12 protein-coding genes and 1 pseudogene are annotated in these 19,278 nt (G+C 60.6%); 7 read left to right on the plus strand and 6 right to left on the minus strand.

What is annotated here, in order from left to right; translation table 11 throughout:
* Positions 1 to 350: 350 nt before the first annotated feature.
* The gene (locus AB4O35_RS21575) at positions 351 to 2,885 is read left to right on the plus strand and encodes a GAF domain-containing hybrid sensor histidine kinase/response regulator (protein ID WP_371905346.1); all 2,535 of its coding nucleotides are present in this window, start codon (positions 351 to 353) and stop codon (positions 2,883 to 2,885) included.
* Between the two features lie 197 nt (positions 2,886 to 3,082).
* Here the strand turns inward: AB4O35_RS21575 and AB4O35_RS21580 are convergent, their stop codons facing one another.
* Positions 3,083 to 3,952 (minus strand): AraC family transcriptional regulator, encoded by an 870-nt coding sequence (locus tag AB4O35_RS21580; RefSeq protein WP_065945434.1) that lies wholly within the window; start codon positions 3,950 to 3,952, stop codon positions 3,083 to 3,085.
* Positions 3,953 to 4,469: 517 nt separating this feature from the next.
* Between AB4O35_RS21580 and AB4O35_RS21585 the strand changes: the two genes are divergently transcribed.
* Together AB4O35_RS21585 and AB4O35_RS21590 are read left to right on the plus strand one after the other, a co-directional pair.
* Complete coding sequence (locus tag AB4O35_RS21585) at positions 4,470 to 5,030, plus strand: cysteine hydrolase family protein (protein WP_065872908.1); 561 nt, start codon at positions 4,470 to 4,472, stop codon at positions 5,028 to 5,030.
* On the plus strand, positions 5,027 to 6,109 hold the full coding sequence (locus AB4O35_RS21590) for an NAD(P)/FAD-dependent oxidoreductase (RefSeq protein WP_065945433.1): 1,083 nt from the start codon (positions 5,027 to 5,029) through the stop codon (positions 6,107 to 6,109). The genes AB4O35_RS21585 and AB4O35_RS21590 overlap by 4 nt, the downstream gene beginning before the upstream one ends.
* A gap of 144 nt (positions 6,110 to 6,253) precedes the next feature.
* Here AB4O35_RS21590 and AB4O35_RS21595 read toward each other — a convergent pair whose 3' ends face one another.
* Positions 6,254 to 6,706 carry an HIT family protein gene (locus tag AB4O35_RS21595; RefSeq protein ID WP_065880621.1) on the minus strand — a complete coding sequence of 151 codons (453 nt, stop codon included), beginning with the start codon at positions 6,704 to 6,706 and terminating at the stop codon, positions 6,254 to 6,256.
* Between the two features lie 405 nt (positions 6,707 to 7,111).
* Between AB4O35_RS21595 and AB4O35_RS21600 the strand changes: the two genes are divergently transcribed.
* Positions 7,112 to 8,128: an aspartate/glutamate racemase family protein gene (locus AB4O35_RS21600; protein ID WP_225930633.1), complete on the plus strand. Its 1,017-nt coding sequence runs from the start codon at positions 7,112 to 7,114 to the stop codon at positions 8,126 to 8,128.
* Here the strand turns inward: AB4O35_RS21600 and AB4O35_RS21605 are convergent.
* Positions 8,085 to 8,777 carry a glutathione S-transferase gene (locus tag AB4O35_RS21605; RefSeq protein WP_065890903.1) on the minus strand — a complete coding sequence of 231 codons (693 nt, stop codon included), beginning with the start codon at positions 8,775 to 8,777 and terminating at the stop codon, positions 8,085 to 8,087. The two genes, AB4O35_RS21600 and AB4O35_RS21605, sit on opposite strands and share 44 nt — an antisense overlap.
* Positions 8,778 to 8,918: 141 nt before the next feature.
* Here AB4O35_RS21605 and AB4O35_RS21610 point away from each other — a divergent pair, with 141 nt between their 5' ends.
* Positions 8,919 to 9,482, plus strand: a complete 564-nt coding sequence (locus tag AB4O35_RS21610) for a TetR/AcrR family transcriptional regulator (RefSeq protein ID WP_065880623.1) — start codon at positions 8,919 to 8,921, stop codon at positions 9,480 to 9,482.
* On the opposite strand, the gene AB4O35_RS21615 is transcribed toward AB4O35_RS21610, so the two are convergent.
* The gene (locus tag AB4O35_RS21615) at positions 9,469 to 10,974 is read right to left on the minus strand and encodes an FAD-dependent oxidoreductase (RefSeq protein WP_065945432.1); all 1,506 of its coding nucleotides are present in this window, start codon (positions 10,972 to 10,974) and stop codon (positions 9,469 to 9,471) included. The two genes, AB4O35_RS21610 and AB4O35_RS21615, sit on opposite strands and share 14 nt — an antisense overlap.
* Before the next feature lie 49 nt (positions 10,975 to 11,023).
* Here AB4O35_RS21615 and AB4O35_RS21620 point away from each other — a divergent pair, with 49 nt between their 5' ends.
* Positions 11,024 to 11,521 carry a MarR family winged helix-turn-helix transcriptional regulator gene (locus AB4O35_RS21620; protein WP_225930634.1) on the plus strand — a complete coding sequence of 166 codons (498 nt, stop codon included), beginning with the start codon at positions 11,024 to 11,026 and terminating at the stop codon, positions 11,519 to 11,521.
* 175 nt (positions 11,522 to 11,696) lie between these two features.
* Here the strand turns inward: AB4O35_RS21620 and nirD are convergent, their stop codons facing one another.
* On the minus strand, positions 11,697 to 12,038 hold the full coding sequence (gene nirD, locus AB4O35_RS21625; RefSeq protein ID WP_065945431.1) for a nitrite reductase small subunit NirD: 342 nt from the start codon (positions 12,036 to 12,038) through the stop codon (positions 11,697 to 11,699).
* A complete protein-coding gene (nirB, locus tag AB4O35_RS21630; protein ID WP_065872903.1) occupies positions 12,038 to 14,578 on the minus strand; it encodes a nitrite reductase large subunit NirB in 2,541 nt (846 codons plus the stop codon). The genes nirD and nirB overlap by 1 nt, the downstream gene beginning before the upstream one ends.
* Before the next feature lie 593 nt (positions 14,579 to 15,171).
* Here nirB and AB4O35_RS21635 point away from each other — a divergent pair.
* Positions 15,172 to 19,143: pseudogene (locus AB4O35_RS21635) on the plus strand (molybdopterin-dependent oxidoreductase).
* Positions 19,144 to 19,278: the final 135 nt, after the last annotated feature.

Below are 19,278 nucleotides of genomic sequence, written 5' to 3' on the forward strand. Positions count from 1 at the left end.
GGTTCGCAGCTACCTCGACCTCGGACTGGAGCGCCCTGAGGGGCTCTTTCCATGAGGACCGGCCTCATGACGCAGCCGAAACAAGGCAGTCCCCGCCCGCCTTCGGGCAAGTGCTGCCGGTCGTAAACCACCGCTATGGTGATGCCTGATAAGCGATTTTCTGAGAGACTGAAATTCGACAATGGCGAAAAGAGAGTCGCGCTTCAGCCTCTCTTTCCCTCCTTCAATTTGAACCATGCCGCAGAACAGGATTCTGCGGCCGTTGGGAGATACGTTTGCTTAATGATCCCAAGGATCTGGTCGGTGATGACCGTCTGTCTCATGTGCTGAACGCCAGTGAGCGACTGGCCATGGCGGCCTCGGTGGACGAGGTCGTCGCTGTCTTGAGGGACACGGCGCGCGCCGCGGTAGGCGCGGAGGGCATTGCGGTCGTCATCGAAAATGAAGGCCGCTGTTCTTATGTAGCCGAAGACGCAGTTTCCCCCCTTTGGCAAGGCCAGAGCTTCTTAATCGACCACTGTATTTCTGGTTGGGCGATGCGCCACGGTGAGACAGTTGCGATCCGTGACGTTTGGCTCGACCCACGTATCCCGCAGGACGCTTACACGCCCACTTTTGTCCGAAGCCTTGTGATGGTCCCCATTGGTAGACCTGTTCCGATGTCGGCGCTTGGCGCTTACTGGTCGGAGGTTCGCGATCATGATCCCGATACGATCAAGCGGTTGGAAAGCCTGGCGCGACTGGCAACGATCGCTATCGAGAATGCGCGCCTGACCCAGGCACGCAATCGCGGGGCAGCACTAGGCGCCACTCAGAATCGAGTCCTGAAGCTGGCTGTAGAAGTAACAAACCTGAACGTTACTCTGGATGCCATCGTCCGCGAGGTGGAAGCGCTGTCAACGTCGGGATTCGTGGGGAGCATCGTGCTCTTCAATGAGGACAGCGATCATGTGGAGCATTGCGCCGGCCCGAGCCTGCCTGACGCTTACATTGACGCAGTCAAAGCCATTGCCGGCGTCTCGTTCTTGGGCTACCAGAGTGCTTTAGTGGAAGCGGACGACATCATGATCGACCCACGCTGGAGCCCGTTTCGCGACCTGGCCCTCGGACATGGGTTGCTCGTCTGCTGGTCAAGTCCTATCCGATCGGCGCAGGGCGCATTACTCGGTGCGTTCGTCCTCTACCACCGTGAGCTGCGTGAGCCGTTGCCGGCGGATATCGAGATCATCGATTTCGTGGCCCATACGGTCGGGATGACCGTTCACCGTGCACGAGCGGATTCGGTGATCCGTATCAACGAATCCAGGTTGCGCCTTGCTGTTGACCACGCCGATGTGGGTTTCTGGGACGTAGATTTGGTTCATAACACGCTGGTTTGGCCCTCACAAACCAAGGCGATGTTCGGCATCTCGGCTAACGTGACGGTCACGCTGCAAGACTTCTATGATGGTTTGCATCCCGACGATCGTGACGCGACGATCGATGCCTTCTTAGCGGCCGCTGACCCAAAGCGCCGCGCGCTCTACGAGGTCGACTACCGCACGATTGGCCGAGAGGACGGCATCGTCCGCTGGATCGCGGCCAAGGGGCGCGGGGTGTTCGATGAGGCCGGTATCTGTGTACGCGTCACCGGCACGGCAGTCGAAATCACCGCTCGCAAGGCTGCCGAGGAGGAACTGAGGGAGCTTAATGAAACCCTTGAAGGGCGAATTGTCCAGGCCATCGTCGAGCGCGAGGAGGTCCAGAAGACGCTGCGTCAGAGCCAGAAGATGGAAGCCATGGGGCAGCTCACCGGCGGCGTCGCTCATGACTTCAATAACTTGCTCACGCCCATCGTAGGCACACTCGATCTGCTCCTTCGCCGTGGCGTGGGTGGCGAACGGGAGCAACGTCTCATCTCGGGCGCGATGCAATCGGCGGAGCGTGCCAAGACGCTAGTACAGAGACTGCTTGCCTTCGCGCGCCGTCAGCCGTTGCAAACGGTTCCGGTCGATGTGGCGAGGTTGCTGAACGATATGGGCGATCTGGTGGCCAGCACGACCGGGCCGAAAATCAAGGTGGTCGTTGATGTTCCGGAGAATCTGCCGGCGGCCATTGCCGATCAGAATCAGTTGGAGATGGCTCTTCTCAATCTCTCCGTCAATGCGCGTGACGCGATGATGGGGGGCGGTACCCTGCGCATTTCTGCCAGCACGGCGCTGGTCGGCGATGGGCATCGTTCAAAGCTGCCGCAAGGTGAATATCTCTGTTTGACTGTCGCAGACACGGGCGTTGGCATGGACGCTGCCACGCTTGGTCGAGCGGTGGAGCCGTTCTTCTCCACTAAGGGTGTCGGCAAAGGGACTGGCTTGGGTCTTTCGATGGTGCATGGGCTGGCATCACAATTGAACGGAGCCCTCACGATTCAGAGTTCGCCAGGTTCCGGAACGAACGTGGAGCTTTGGTTGCCGCGCAGCATGACCGTGGCAGCAGGGGCATTGCGCATTGTCGAGGCATCAGAGCCGCAATTGACACGCGGGATCGCGCTGCTGGTCGACGATGAGGAGCTGGTACGGGCGAGTACCTCTTACATGCTTTGCGAACTGGGTTACGGAGTGATCGAGGCCGGCTCCGGCGAAGAGGCCATGCAGCTGATGGCCAACGGGCAGGCATTTGATCTGCTGATCACGGACCATCTGATGCCGGGTATCAATGGGACCGATTTGGCCAGGATGGTCCGCTCCGCAAGGCCTGAAACCGCGATCCTGCTGGTCTCCGGGTATGCCGAACGTGAAGGGCTGGACCCGGATCTTCCGCGGCTCAACAAGCCGTTTCGCAAAAGCGAACTTGCAACAAGCCTTGCCGTGCTCCGAGGCAAGTGCGAGGACCCTGCGCCAGAATCTTAGGGCTTAATACCCTGACCTTCGCCAGAGTATGGGGTGAACGATGCGCCATTCATCCCAGGCTACAGTCTTACACCTGGCGACGGGATGATGATTGACGCTACGCCTTCACAGCGCCTATTGCTGAGTCGCGACCGTGTTTAGGGTATCGCCTTAGCAATTGGGAGATCACATGCTAGGGTCCAAAGCTAGTTGCTCCGCTATTGCAGCGGAATATACACATCTGTTTGCCATTGATCCTGCGGCGTCTCGGGGTAGGCGCTCAGGTACTGGAAAAACAGCGGCTGGTCACGAAGCTCCTCCCCACTGGCAGGAAGCCAATCGCGGTAAATGGGATAGATCGTTTCGCCGATGTGGTCCGGTGACCCCGCGTGTCGCACCACGACGCAGCGACCGGCAGGAATGAGGAGTTCGTGCACGCCGAACTCATTAGCCGCCACCGCCTCGTGGATTTCGCCGCAGATTGCGAAGCGGAATGCGTGTGGGGGTGTCGTATCGGGGTTGTTATAGGGAATGCCAAAGGTGCGACTCGACGCCACTGGCGACTGTCCGCTCTGTACACGCCACTCAATGAACCTGCGCACGCTCTCATTGACGAGCCCCGGTGGTCCACGGTGCTCGAGCGCTGCTACCTTGACTTCAGGGAAATCTACAATTCGTACTTGCATGGTGATCGTCCTGGAAAAGTGAGGGATTGCAAATACCGCATTCCAGACTTGCCAGTTAGGTTCCTTCCTGAACGCACTCGGCGTGGTACCGAACGCCCGCCTGAACGCCCTGCAAAATGCCTCGGGGCTTTCAAAACCGGCATCGAAGGCGGCGCCCAGCACCGAGTGATCAGCGAGGGCGACCAAGCGATGTGCTGCCCGCCGTAGTCGCATCAGTTGCACATAACGTGAAACCGGCACGCCTACGAACGCACTGAATTGTCGATGGAAGTGAAACGTCGAAAAGTTCGCCACCTGGCTTAACGTCCTTACCGACAGGTCGCCTTCGAGATTGGCATCAATGTAGGCGAGTACGGCGTTGAAACGTTTTGTGTAAGCAAAATGGGTCGGCATGTCAGACACTGGAAAAAGCTCCTGGAAGTACGGCCGTCAATAGAGTCGACTATAGCGGCGTGAACGCGCCTAGCCGCGTTTGCTAAAGACACGCTTTGGCTTTGCCGGTGCGATCCTCTTCCAAGGCGTTTTAAAGGGCGGAGCGGTTCAATAATGAAAAGGATCAAGCGGGCGTACCGACGCAGTGGTGCCGTACGCCGAGGCTCAGTTAAAGCTGCCCAGATAGGTCATGCTTGCCGTGTTCTGCGGCAAGAGTTCTACGAAATCCGAGTCCATGTAGAACTCAAGTTCCTCCGCCAGCCGCCAGGTTGGATTGTGCTGTTCGCCTGTTGTAGATACGAGACTGCCTGTTGATAGCGCGCCTCACCGCGAGGGTCTATTTGAAACGTGTCGGCCATGCACAATTGAGGTAGCAGACACGACTACTTCCTGCCCCTGACGCTGTAGAGAATACTACGAACAAATCGCTGTCTGGATGCCCACATTGGCTGTTATGTTTCGAACCTCACGAGTAAAGGGACGTGTCATGGAACCGCCAGCAACCAACGCTGCACTGCTGATCATCGATATGCAGCAAGGCATGAACCAGCCGAAGCTGGGGCGTCGCAATAACCTCGACGCCGAAGTGCAGATACAGCGTTTGTTGAGCGCGTGGCGGCAATCCAACCGTCCCGTCGTCCACATCCGGCACATTTCCCGCTCACCCGACTCGGTATTCTGGCCGGGCCAGCCGGGCTGTGAGTTCCAGCCCGCGCTGCAACCGCTGGCGCATGAGCATGTGGTGGAGAAGAACGTTCCGGATGCCTTCACGGCTACGGGGCTGGAGCGCTGGCTGCATGCACGCTCGATCCGGCAGTTGGTGATCGTCGGCGTGATCACCAACAATTCCGTCGAAGCCACGGCGCGCTCCGGCGGCAACCTGGGTTTTGCTGTGAGCGTGGTGGCGGATGCTTGTTATACGTTTGATCAGACTGATTTATCCGGACGGCTGTGGCCGGCGGAGGATGTGCATGCGTTGTCGCTGAGTAACCTGGCGATGGACTATGCCAAGGTTGTGGACGCCTCCGTAATCCTGGGCGGGCTATGAATAGGGATAACGCTACCGGCAAGCGAGTGGTGGTGATAGGCGCGGGTATCGTTGGCGCCTCGTTGGCTTATCATTTGGCGAGCAAAGGCGCCAATGTCACCCTCGTTGAAGCGCAAGACATTGCGTCGGGCGTGACGGCGACTTCATTCGCCTGGCTCAACACTTCACGCGCGGCACCTGACCCGATCGCCCTCCTGCGCGGCGCAGCCATCGGCGATTACCACCGTTTGGAAAAGGAACTGCCCGAGCTGAAGATCCAATGGACAGGTGCGCTGTGTTACGGCGCAGGCACCGATGAAGCGCTGCATAGTTCGAGTCATGCGTCCACGGCAACGCAGGTGACAGGTTCGCAGATACTCGAACTCGAGCCGCAGTTGAAAAATCCCCCTGCCCAGGCTTTGTTCAAAGCCGAGGAAGGCGCGTTGGACGCAGTACAAGCAACCCACGCGCTGGTGGCAGCAGCCAAGGACCGTGGCGCGACGGTGCTGACGCAGACTCGGGTGGTCGCCTTCAGAGCCGTCAGCGACCAAATGACCGGTGTTGAAACCCCATTGCGAACCCTGGACGCCGATGTGGTCGTGCTTGCCGCGGGAACCGGCATAAAGGCACTGACTGGCATGTTGGGCACGCCCCTTCCGGTGGAAGCCTCGCCGTCTATTTTTATTCGCTATGCGGCGCAACCTGGCGCCGTACGTACCCTGATTGCCAACGCCGACATGGAGGTGCGGCAAACTGCCGATGGCACGCTATTGGCGGCGGAAGACTATCGGGACGACGCGGCGCAGAACCACCCGTCAGTGATCGCACGGCAAACGGCCAGAGTCATCGAAAACCAACTCAGCGGGCTCGGTTCGCTGGCGCCACAACTAGCCTGCGTGGGGCTTCGTCCTGTCCCATTGGATGGCATCCCGATCATCGGCTACCTGCCAAGCGTCGGCGGTGTCTACGTGTGTGCCATGCACCCCGGTGTGGTGCTGGCGGCCGTAGTGGGTCGGCTGGCCAGTGAGGAGATCATCGACGGCAGGCCTTGCACTGCACTTGATCCTTGCCGTCCCGAACGTTTTTTTCACACCCAGTAGGCGCAGGTCTGGGGACTCACGCGTCCTGAAGCATTTCAAGCCGCGACTCCGGGCATAGCGTTTCTTGTGTTGAGCGCAACTCATCGGCAGACCACCAGTGGTGGTCTGCCATTACCTGAGCCTTATGTGCAGTCGATTCGGCTTTTACAGTGCCTCGTTTGGCGCTGAGCCATCCAATAATCGCGCAATCGCTTTACGCAGCGCTCCATGCTGGTCCTCGGCATAGGGCACCGCGTTTTTCCAGTCATAAAACCAAGCCGGCATCCTGCGCTTGTCATCCGGCTCCGTGGCGTAGCGCGGGAAAATATGGCAGTGCAGCTCAGGCTCCGAGTTACCCAGAATCTCGTAATTCATGCGCAATGCCCCGGTAGCTTTCAGCACTGCGTCGCCGAGGCGGGCCATGTCCAGCAGGTAGGTGGTGCGGGCCTCGATATCCAGCTCGTTCAGGCTGGCAACCACCGGATCAGGCAATAAAAGGCAGTAACCGGGTAGAAACTGCACGTCGCCCATCACCGCCCAGCCCGAGGCCATACGGCAGATGACCTTGTCGTTGGCGCCGTTGCGGGCCTGTGCTACGCGTTCCGTGATGAGCGGCATACCGAGTCCTTTATGAGGGTGAAAGCAGGCGGCATATTAACCGTGAAACGTAGCGCGATGACCGTCATGGGGTTCAGCCTGGAAACGCCACCTTCAGAGCGATGCAAGTCGAAGGTGGGAGCTTTGAGCGCGCAGAAGAAACCTGTAGTGAGCGGGCTTGCCCCGCGCTGGGCTGCGAAGCCGCCCCAAAAAGGCCGCCTAGTTTCTTCAAGTAAAGCGCGATGCCAGGACTTAGGGTCGCTTCGCGGCCCAGCGCGGGGCAAGCCCGCTCACTACAAGGAGATTTTTCGGCCTTTGAAAGTTGTGTAGGTACCCTTGGCCGTCACAGGTCAGACCGTCTGGCTTGTGCGACCATTACCGCCGGATAAAACCGTAAGCCCAGTTATGAACAGGATGCACCGCCCCATGCCCTCGCACTATTCAATCAAGATCACACCGGCATGCCTGCTACCCGATTTCCATAGCATCGCCGAACATCTGTGGGGAGCCGGCTGTAACATCGACTCTGACGGTGATTGCAGTACCCCCGAGGATCGACACTGGACAGAGTTGACGCTAATACTGCGCAGTTACCCAAACGAGCGGATTGATATTGACCCGGTCTCGACTGCCCCTCTGACGCTGGATATCCGCTCCTCCAACGCAGACCTCTGTCAGCGCGCCGCCGATTTCATCCTGTCTGTTTCTGGAGGCTTTGTGACTCACCTCGGTAGGGCAACGATCGCCAAGGCAAACCTTTTTCGAATAGCCTGCCTTCACACCGCCGCCAGCAATATCGACGTGTTTGACACGGCCGCGAAGGCGTTGGGTATCGAGCCTGGCGTGATCCACCATGAGGTGCGTGCAGATCTGCTGGCTGACGCGGAACTCGCGGGTCGCCTGACCGAGGACATTGCCGAGTCAACTGCACTCGCACTGATTGCCCTCGCCCGGCATGCTGATGCTGTGGTGCTCACCTGCTCGACCTTGGGTCCATCCATTGACAGAACCGCACCCGATATTCAGGTGCCGATTTTGAGAGCAGATGAAGCCTTGGCCGGTACGGCGCTTCGCCACGGCGGCAAGATCGTCGTGCTTTGCGCTATCGAGACAACCCTCGAACCCACCACGCGGCTATTTCACAAGGCCGCTCAGCAATCAAACGCAGTGGTTGATGTACAGCTGGTTCCGGGTGCATGGCTTCTATTCAAGGCGGGGGACATTGACGCTTACCTCAAGACCGTCGCCAACGCCGCCGAACGCGCCTACGAAGCTGGTGCGTCGGTGGTTGCGTTGGCCCAGGCGTCCATGAGCGCAGCGGCCGACATTGTCAGGTCCGGCCCGCAGCCTCTCACCAGTGCAACAGCCGGGCTGACAGCAGCCGTGCAAGCCATCGCGTCTAGCGAGGCTGCGCGACCATTGCTCGCCACGCCTGAACGCTAGCCCGCTCATTCACCTTGGCGTGCCAAGCGAGCAACGCTTCACATTCGGCCGGCACTGGCAGGTCAACCAGCGCGGCAAAGATCATGCCGCCCAGTACGGCAATGTCCGCCATGGAAAACTCATCGCCCGCGACATAGGGCTGGGATTTGAGAATGCCATCGAAGTAGCGCATCCCTCGTACAGCCTTGTCGCGCATGCGCAGGCCCCACTCTGCATTTTGATAAAGTTCAACCTCCGGCCCAAGCCCTGGCGTCGCATGATGGAAGTACACGCTGACCGCATCCATCAGCTCGATTTCTGCGCGTTTGGTCATCATGTGGATCAGGCCTTGCTCGACCGGCGTCCTGCCGGACAATGTCGGCGTGCCATCCAGTACATCCAGGTACTGAGTAATTGCAGTGCATTCAGCGATGAGCGTGCCATCGTCAAGCTGCAACACCGGTAACGTCCCGGAGTAGTTGAGGGCAAGAAACGCGGGCTGCTTGTGTTCCCCTTTCCAAAGGTTGACCGACACGAACTCTACCCTGGGCAGCAGGCCTTTCTCGGCTAATGCAATTCGCACGCGCGCCGGATAGGGACCGTTGTACCAGTCATAAATTTTCATCATTGGAGGGTGGGACACAGCGGAATGTTGCTGTTGCGTGGTCATGAGTCGGTCGCCTACCTGTCAAGTGGTAGGTAAAGATTGAACGCCACAATTCGAGCTGTCAATAGCTACCTGCCAGTTGGCAGGTAAAAATGTTTAAGCGTAGAATGCGTCCACTCCCCCCTACAGCCCGAGGACCTAAACGTGAGCGAAAACGCCCGAGAAGCCATCCTGGAAGCTGCCAAAATCGCCGCCCAGCATTTCGGCTACAGCGGCATCAATTTCCGCAGCATCGGCGAAACGGTGGGGATCAAGAACGCAAGTATCTATTACCACTTCCCCAGTAAGGCCGACCTCGGCGCAGCCGTTGCCAAGCGTTACTGGCAAGACACTGCCAGCGCCCTTGAGGCCATTCGAGCGGAAAACCCCGATCCGCTGCAATGCATGCGGATCTACCCGAGCATCTTTCGAAAATCGCTCGAAGACGGCAACCGGTTGTGCTTGTCCAGCTTCATGGCGGCCGAGTACCAGGACTTGCCCGAAGACGTGAAGAAAGAGGTGCTCGCGTTTGCCGATACCAACGTGGCGTGGCTCGCAGCAGTTCTCACGGACATCGGCAACGGCAGTGCCGCTGACAACGAGCGGCGCGCCCGCGCCATCTACACCGCCATCGCGGGCGCGCAGTTGATTGCTCGTACGCGCATCGATATCGGCCTGTACGACGAACTCGTCCAGAGCTATCAGGACGCAGGGCTTATTCCGGCATGATGGGCTGGGGGCTCACCTGCGACAGGTAGGCCACCAGTTTCTCCAGATGCTCTGACGCAACGATCGCACCAATGTACCCATCAGGGCGTACCAGCAGCCAATCACCGATCGCCAAGTCGTAGGCACGCTGGAAATGCCCTTGGTCGTCGATCACGTCGCCCTCTGATCCGAATACATGGACATGCACACCGGGCCGCGCCTGTACCAGCCCACGTCTTACGCCATAGCCCAGCAACGTCCACTGCACGCCCCGGAAAAGATCGAACAGCCGCAAGGGCTGGCCAGCCGCGCCACGTATCGGCGCATCCAGCGCCCGGTCACCCGCTGAAACGCCGCGGCGTTCGGAATGTTCCAACGCCAGCGAGGACTGCGGGTAGCCGATATCCAACTGGTGCACTTCCCTACCCCGCCGCAGGTCGCCATTCTTCAACTCTGCGAGCAATTGGGTCGACAGCCCAAGTACGGATGCAGCAATCGGCCGGCGCTCCTCCTCGTAGGTGTCGAGCAACCCTTCAGGCGCGCCCTGCACCACCGCCGCCAGCTTCCAGCCGAGGTTGTAGGCGTCCTGCACACTGGTATTGAGGCCCTGGCCACCGGTAGGCGGATGGATGTGGGCGGCGTCACCCACCAGCAACACCCGACCTGCGCGGTATCGGTCGGCCAATCGCGCATTCATGGTGTAGGCCGATGCCCAGGACACGGAATGCACGTGGATATCGTCGCGCCCGGTGCGTTCGGCAATGATGGCCGTAAGCCCTTCGGCGCTGAAGTCGATGTCGACATCGACGGGGATCGGCCCCTGGATCTGGAACAGGTCGGTGCCGGCCAATGGGCATACGGCAATTTGGCGCTGCTGATCACCGTCGCCAAAGCGGTGCCATGCATCACGCGTAAGGCCGGTCAGCACCACATCCGCTACCAGGGCGCGTACGCCAAGGGTCTTGCCGGGGAAGCCAATCTCCAGCGCATGCCGCACAAAACTGCGACCGCCATCCGCCCCCACCAGCCAACGCGCACGAACGCTGTCGTCGCCCGACTTGCTCACAAGCTGTGCGGTAACGCCCTCGGCATCCTGCTCGAACCCGACCAACTCACACCCAAACTCAGGCTGGTGGCCCAGTTCGAGCAGGCGCTCGCGCATCACACGCTCGGTCAAAAACTGCGGCACCATCAACGGTTGTTGATAGGGCTCGGCCGGTGTCGGGGCTTTATGCGCCACTAAATCGGCTTCGCTGTAGCTGCCATCGTCGCGGTAGCGCCGGTCAGTCGGATAGACTCCCCCCACGGCCACTAGGCGGTTGAGAATCCCCAGGTCTTCGAAGACTTCCAGGGACCTTGGCTGGATACCCTTGCCGCGAGAGCCATGGAACGGCTGGGTGCTTTTTTCGATCAGGCGGAAGGTGATACCCCTTCTTGCCAGGTCAATTGCCAGGGTCAGGCCGGCGGCACCGGCACCGCAAATCAGTACATCGACAGCGAATTGCGCTTTCATATGGAACACCTATATGTGCAATACGCACATATTAAGAGAGGCCAACACCGTGTCAATTAAAAATGTGCAAAACGCACATATATCCGCCCAACTGCGCGACCTGCATGGTTCACTCGTGGAAATCATGGGCGTGATGAACCGCCCGCAACGCGACGAAGCCATGGTGCGCGAGGCCGGGATTTCCCTGGACCGCGCACTGTTTCCGCTGCTGGTGCTGGTGGAGCGGCTGGGCCCGATTGGCGTGGTCGAACTGGCCGACCGCGTAGGCCGTGACTACACCACCGTGAGCCGGCAGGTGGCGAAACTGGAAAGCCTCGGCCTGATCCTGCGCCAAGAGAGCACGCTTGATCGACGCGTGCGCGAGTCGGTGATCACTGAGAAAGGCAAGGTCATGACCGACCGCGTGGACGAAGCGCGCGAGAAGATCGGCGTGTCGATCTTCTCCACGTGGGACGAAGGCGACTTCGACAACTTGGTGCGGCTGATGCGCAAGTTTGCCGAGGACATCAAGGATGATTCGGTGCGTGCAACGAAGGATATCTCCTGAGGCCACACATTGCTTTGATCGGGTTCAGTCAAGGAATGCTGTCTTCAAAACAGAGCAGGACGATGTGGGAGTTGTCGAGCCCTGGCGAGGCTGCGATGCAGACGCTGCGGTTCAGCAGGTACACCGAGGTGACCCCATCGCAGCCTCGCGGGAGCTCGACAGCTCCCACCGTTGCTCAACCTACCCCCACCTCCACCACCCCACCGTTGAGCCGCACCGGCCACACGCGCAGGCGCTGGTTTGGCTCTTCCAGGCATTGCCCATCCTGCAGGCGGTAATGCTGCTTGTAGATCGGCGCGGCCACCACCAAGTCGCCCTTGATACTGCCGATCAAACCACGACCGATCACATTCGCGCCCGATTCCGGGTCGTGGTTGTCAATGGCATACAGCGTCTGGTCTTGCGCATCCGGCAGGTAGAACAGCGCCACTTGCGCGCCGTCCAACCACACCACCACGCCGGAGTTGGTCACCAGGTCTTGCTCGTTGCACACGGTTTTCCAGACGGGTTGGCTCATCACGCAATCTCCTCGATGACCGGAATCAGGTTGAGTTCAGCGGCCATAATCGGCCGGCGCTGGCCGCGTTCCTGAACAAAGTGAATGTCCGGGTCCGGGCGTTTGTCGTTGACGAAGGTGCGGAAGCGCTTGAGTTTTTCCGGGTCCGCGAGGGCGTTGGCCCACTCGCATTCGTAGCGGTCGACCACCAGTTGCATCTGCGCTTCGAGCTCAGCGCCCAGGCCCAGGCTGTCTTCAAGGATCACATCCTTGAGGAAATCCAGGCCGCCTTCGAGGCTTTCGCGCCATACCGAAGTGCGCTGCAATTTGTCGGCGGTGCGGATGTAGAACATCAGGAAACGGTCGATGTAGCGGATCAGCGTGGCATCGTCCAGGTCAGTGGCGAACAGCTCTGCATGGCGTGGACGCATACCACCGTTGCCAGCGATGTAGAGGTTCCAGCCCTTCTCGGTGGCGATCACGCCGACGTCCTTGCTCTGGGCTTCGGCGCATTCTCGCGTGCAGCCGGATACCGCGAACTTAAGCTTGTGAGGCGAGCGCAGGCCTTTGTAGCGATCCTCGATCAGCAGCGCCATTTTCACGCTGTCCTGCACGCCGTAGCGGCACCAGGTGCTGCCCACGCAGGACTTCACCGTACGCGTGGACTTGCCATAGGCATGCCCGGTTTCAAAGCCGGCGGCAATCAGTTCACCCCAAATGTCCGGCAGTTCGTGCAGCTGCGCGCCAAACAGGTCGATGCGCTGGCCGCCGGTGATCTTGGTGTAGAGGTCGTATTTCTTCGCCACTTCGCCGATCACAATGAGTTTTTCTGCAGTGATCTCACCCCCCGGGATGCGTGGTACCACCGAGTAGGTGCCGTTCTTCTGCATGTTGGCCATGAATGTATCGTTGGTGTCCTGCAACGGCACCAGGGACGCGTCCATGATTGGCTGGTTCCAGCACGACGCCAGGATCGAGCCGACTGCCGGCTTGCACACATCGCAACCGGTGTGGCCACGGCCGTGTTTGGCGAGCAGTTCGTCAAACGTGATGATGCCTTCCACACGCACCAAGGCGTACAGCTCCTGGCGGGTGTAGGCGAAGTGTTCGCACAGGCTTTTGTCGACGCTGACGCCACGGGCGATCAGCTCATGCTCGAACACCTGCTTGAGCAACCCGGCGCAGCCACCGCAACCGGTGCAGGCCTTGGTCTGGGCTTTGAGCAGGCCGAGGTCGCTGCAGCCGCCGTCGATGGCTGAGCAGATCGACCCTTTGGTCACGTTATGGCAGGAGCACACGGTCGCCGACTCTGGCAACGCACCGGGGCCCAGGGTGGGTGCACCGCTGGACGATGGCAGGATCAGGCTGGCAGGCTCGGACGGCAACGTGATGCTGTTCTGCATGTATTGCAGCAAGGTGTCGTAGTAGCTGTTATCGCCCACCAGTACAGCACCAATCACATGCTTGCCCGAAGCATCCACCACCAGGCGCCGGTAACTGGCGCTGGCTTCGTCGATAAACTGGTAGCTGCGTGCGCCGGGCGTGTGGGCATGGGCATCGCCGATGGAACCCACGTCCACACCGAGCAACTTGAGTTTGGTCGACATGTCGGCGCCCACAAACGGCTCGGCGGTTTGCTCGCAGAGCAGCGCAGCAACGCCTCGGGCCATCTGATAGCCCGGCGCGACGAGGCCGAACAGACTGCCGTTCCAGGACGCGCACTCGCCAATCGCGTAGATATTCGGGTCGATGCTCAGGCATTCATCGTTGATCACCACACCGCCGCGCGGGCCGATTTCCAGGCCGGCCTGGCGCGCCAGCGCGTCCTGGGCGCGGATACCAGCGGAGAACACGATCAGGTCGGTTTCCAGGAATTCGTCGTTGGCAAAGTTCATGCGGTAGCGATACTCCGCGCCCGCGCTGATCGACTGGGTAGCACGGGACAGGTGCACACCGACGCCCAGCCGCTCGATCTGCGCCTTGAGCGCGAGGCCGCCAAAATCGTCGAGTTGCACCGGCATCAAGCGCGGCGCGAACTCCACTACGTGCGCTTCAAGCCCCAGGCTTTTCAGCGCGTTGGCGGCTTCCAGACCGAGCAGGCCGCCGCCCACTACCACGCCGCGCCGCGCATTGGCGGCCGCCTTGCGAATCGCATCCAGGTCCTCAAGCGTGCGATACACCAGCCGCGAATCGCCTTCAGCGCCTTCGATGGGCGGCACAAATGGATAGGAACCGGTGGCCAACACCAGCTTGTCATAGGCCACGCAGCCGTCGGCGGTGATCACCTCGCAGCGGGCGCGGTCGATCTCCAATACAGGCACGCCCAGGTGCAAGGTCACGCCCGGGGTCTGGTACAGCGAGGCTTCGGACAGTGCCAGCGACTCGGCATCGCGGCCGGTGAAATATTCGGACAGATGCACCCGGTCATAGGCGCGCATCGGCTCCTCGCTGAACACATGCAAACGGTAGTGATCCAGCGCGCCGCGTTCGATCAGTTGCGCCACACAATGGTGACCGACCATGCCATTGCCGACGACGATCAGGGTTTTGAGACTGTTCATATAAATCACCCGACAAAGCTCATCACGGTTTAAAAAAGCAAAAAAAAACGCCTGAAACCTTGCGGTTCCAGGCGTCTTTGCCTGTTCTTATGCGGGTTCGGATCGGGCGACTGCGCCGGATTTACCGCTATTGCCCAAGGGTGTCGATCGTCGTTGACCGAGGTGGGTTGAGGGGGGAGCTTGCAGGGTCTGTGCCAAATAGTCGGACAGCCTAATGCACTGGCCCCTGGCATCAGCTAACTGCGCCGAACACCTCGCTCAGCGCCTCTCACTGGTGCGCCACGCTTCATAAATGTGCACTCCGACCGCTTTTGTAGTGAGCGGGCTTGCCCCGCGCTGGGTTGCAAAGCCGCCCCCAGTAGAGACACCGCCGATATCCAGCTAGAACTAGGTCGCCTGGTTTGGGGCGGCTGCGCCACCCAGCGCGGGGCAAGCCCGCTCACTACAGCCAGATGAAAAACCTGGCGCGTGACTTGCTAGGAATACTTCAACCAGGCAATCAACGCTGATTGCTCTCTCACGACAAAGGCGCCGTGTAATCCCCGTTTTCAACGGAGGGTTACAAGGCGCCTTTTTTGTTTACGGGGTTACGGATGGCAAACCAAAACGTGCGCAGCGTGTGCCCTTATTGTGGCGTGGGCTGCGGCATCGTCATGCAGGTCGAGCACAACAAAGTGGTCAAGGTGATCGGCGACAAGGCCCACCCCACCAACTTCGGCCGCCTGTGCACCAAGGGCACCACCTGCGGCCAAGCCATCGCCGACTCCGGCCGCATGGAAAATGCCTACGTGCGCCAGGCACGCGATCACGACCCGGTGCGCATTGCCATGGATAAGGCCATCAGCGAAACCGCTGCCCGCTTGCGCCACACCCTCGATACCCACGGGCCGGATGCGCTGGCCTTCTACGTGTCGGGCCAGATGTCGCTGGAATCCCAATACCTGATCAACAAATTGGCCAAGGGCTTCGTGCGTACCCCCAACATCGAATCCAACTCGCGCCTGTGCATGGCCAGCGCGGGCAGCGGCTACAAACTGTCGCTTGGCTCCGACGGGCCACCGGGTTCCTATGAGGACTTCGACCGTGCCGAGCTGTTCTTCGTGATCGGCGCGAACATGGCCGACTGCCACCCGATTCTGTTCCTGCGCATGATGGACCGGGTCAAGGCCGGCGCGAGAGCTGATCGTGGTCGACCCCCGACGCAGTGCCACGGCGGACAAGGCCCACCTGTTCCTGCCGATAGCGCCCGGCACCGACCTCGCCTTGCTCAATGGCCTGTTGCACCTGCTGGTCAAGAACGGCCACACCGACCCTGCCTTTATCGCGGCCTTCACCGAGGGCTGGGAGGCGATGCCCGCGTTTCTGGAGGATTACTCGCCAGACCGGGTCGCAGCCATAACCGGCCTTGCCGAAGCCGATATCCGCCAAGCCGCCGACTGGATCGGCCAGGCTGCCGAGTGGATGAGTTGCTGGACCATGGGCCTCAACCAGAGCACCCACGGCACCTGGAACACCAATGCCCTGTGCAACCTGCACCTGGCCACGGGTGCCATCTGCCGCCCGGGCAGCGGACCGTTTTCCCTGACCGGGCAACCCAACGCCATGGGCGGGCGCGAAATGGGCTACATGGGCCCCGGCCTGCCAGGGCAACGTTCGGTGCTGGTCGAGGCCGACCGCGCCTTTATCGAGGACCTGTGGCAAATCCCCCACGACAGCCTGCCACGCCAGGCCGGCGGCGGCACCGTGGCGATGTTCGAGCAGATGGCGGCTGGACAGATCAAAGCCTGCTGGATTATCTGCACCAACCCGGTGGCCAGCGTGCCTAACCGGCAAACCGTCATCAAAGGCCTGCAAACCGCCGAGCTGGTGATCACCCAGGACGCTTTCCTCGACACCGAGACCAACCGCTACGCCGACATCCTTTTGCCTGGCGCGCTGTGGGCCGAGGCCGAAGGGGTGATGATCAACTCCGAGCGCAACCTGACCCTGATGCAAAAAGCCGTCGCCCCCCCGGCGAGGCCCTGCCCGACTGGCAGATCATCGCCAGGGTCGCGTGTGAGATGGGCTTCGCCGAGGCCTTCACCTATGCGTCCGCCGCCGACGTCTTTGAAGAGATCAAACGCGCCTGGAACCCCAAGACCGGCTATGACATTCGTGGCGCGAGCTACCCGCGCCTGCGTGACAAGCCGCTGCAATGGCCCTGCGCATCAGACGATGCGGCAGACCGTAACCCGATCCGCTACGTGAAGGGCGGCACACTCACTTTCGCCACTGAAAACGACAAAGCCCAGTTCCTCGCCCGTCCCCATATGCCGCCAGCGGAAATGCCAGATGAGGCGTTTCCCTTCGTGCTGAACACCGGCCGCGTGCAGCACCAATGGCACACGCTGACCAAGACCGGCAAGGTCGTCACGTTGAACAAACTCAACCCCGGGCCCTTCGTGGAACTACATCCCGAAGACGCCGCCCGCCTGGGTATCAAGGACAAGGACCGGGTTGAAATACGCTCACAACGTGGCCGCGCCGTACTGCCTGCCGTGGTCACCGACCGTGTGCGGCCGGGCAACTGCTTTGCGCCGTTTCATTGGAACGATGTGTTTGGTGAAAACTTGGCGATCAACGCCGTGACCCATGACGCCGTGGACCCGATTTCGCTTCAGCCGGCGTTCAAGTTCTGCGCCGTCGCCCTGGCCCGGGTCGAACTGATCGATCACCAGTTTCTGGACCTCCACGCTCCCGAACCAGAGGACAGCACCTTGTCGCGCCTTAACGCCTTCGCCGACATCGTCGGCATCCGTCATCTATCGCCGCCGCCATTGAGCGACAGTGAGCGCACCTATCTCGCCGGTTTCCTCAGTGGCCTGCAATCCGCCGCGCGCCAGGCTGGCGGTGTACCGACGATGCCGGCGAATGCGCCATTGGCAAGGGAATCCAGGCTGTGGCTGGACGGCCTGCTTGGCGGTTTGTTCAGTCGTACAGACGCCATCGCAGCGCCCTCCCCGGCAGTCACCCTGCTGTGGGCGTCGCAAACCGGCAACGCCGAAGCCTTGGCCGAGCGTTTTGCCAAACGCCTGCGGGACGCTGGAATCACGGTGGAACTGAGCGCGATGGCGGACTTCCCCGCGAGCAAACTGGCGAGCACTCACACCCTCGCGCTGATCAGCAGCACCTTTGGCGACGGCGACCCACCGGACAACGGCGAAGGTTTCTGGCACAGCCTCAGCACCGCTGAAATGCGCCTGGAATCCCTGCGCTTTGCGGTGCTGGCCCTGGGCGATCCCAATTACGACCAGTTCTGCAACCACGGCAAGCGACTCGACCAGCGCTTGCTGGAATTGGGCGCCACCCGCCTGCTGGAGCGTGTCGACTGCGACACCGAATTCGAGGAACGCGCCGATGCCTGGCTGGTGCGGTTCCAACACACCCTCAATCCGGCAAAGCCCGTAGCGCCGGCCACGCCAGCCGGTAAAACCAAGCTGTATGGGTCACGGCTGCTGCTCAACCGGCACCTGAACCCTCACAGTGCCCACAAGGAAACCCGCCAGTTTGCCTTGGACCTGGCTGACTCCGGGCTCACCTATGAAGCCGGTGATGCCCTCGGGGTACGGCCGCGTAACTGCCCTGAACTGGTCAGCGAACTGCTCGACCTCACCCGCCTGAGTGCGAGCACTTGCGTGAACATCGATACCTTCGGTGATGTGCCGCTGCAACAGGCGCTCACCCAGCACTTCGAAATCGCCCGGCCGAGCAGCGACACCTTGGCCTTCATCGCCGAGCGCAGCGCCAACCCAGGCCTCAAACACTTGCTCAACCCCGAGCACAAGGCCGAACTGAATGACTGGCTGTGGGGCCGGCAACTGGCGGACGTGCTGCAGGCATACCCGATCGATTGCTCCGCGGACGAACTGCTGGGCACCCTCAAGCGCCTGCAGCCACGCTTGTATTCGATTGCCTCGAGTGCCAAGGCTTACCCGCAGGAAGTGCACCTCACGGTGGCCGCCGTGCGCTATGGCAAGCGCAAAGGCGTGTCCTCGACCTTCCTCGCCGACCGCGCGGGCGACGCTGAAGTGCCGTTGTTCGTGCAGCCGTCCAAACACTTCCGCACACCCAGCGATGGCGACGTGCCGATGATCATGATCGGGCCAGGCACCGGCGTCGCGCCGTTCCGCGCGTTTTTGCAGGAACGCCGCGCCTTGGGGCATCAGGGCCGTAATTGGCTGTTTTTTGGCGAACAGCACGCGGCCAGCGATTTCTACTACCAGGACGAACTGCAAGGCATGCAACGCGACGGCTTGCTCACTCACTTGAGCCTGGCGTTCTCCCGCGACCAGCCGCAGAAGGTCTACGTGCAGGACCGCATCCGCGAACAGGGCGCCGAGCTCTGGCGATGGCTGCAGGACGGCGCCAAGCTGTACATCTGCGGCGACGCCAGCCATATGGCCAAAGACGTCGACCAGGCGCTGCGTCAGGTCGCGCAAACCCACGGAGGACTTGGCGTGGAAGCCGCCGTGGATTACTGGCGGCAGTTGAGTGAACAGAAGCGTTATCTGCGTGATGTGTATTGATTGGATACAGAACAATAAGCAATTTGTATTGTGTACAAAAAACCCTAAAGTTTTATCGCAGCCGGGCCGAAACATCAGTGATAGCAAATCGCCGCGCTTTTTTGATGGAGACGACGATTTGGCCGCCCTCTACGC

The sequence above is a fragment of the Pseudomonas sp. H1_A03 genome (genome assembly GCF_054685145.1).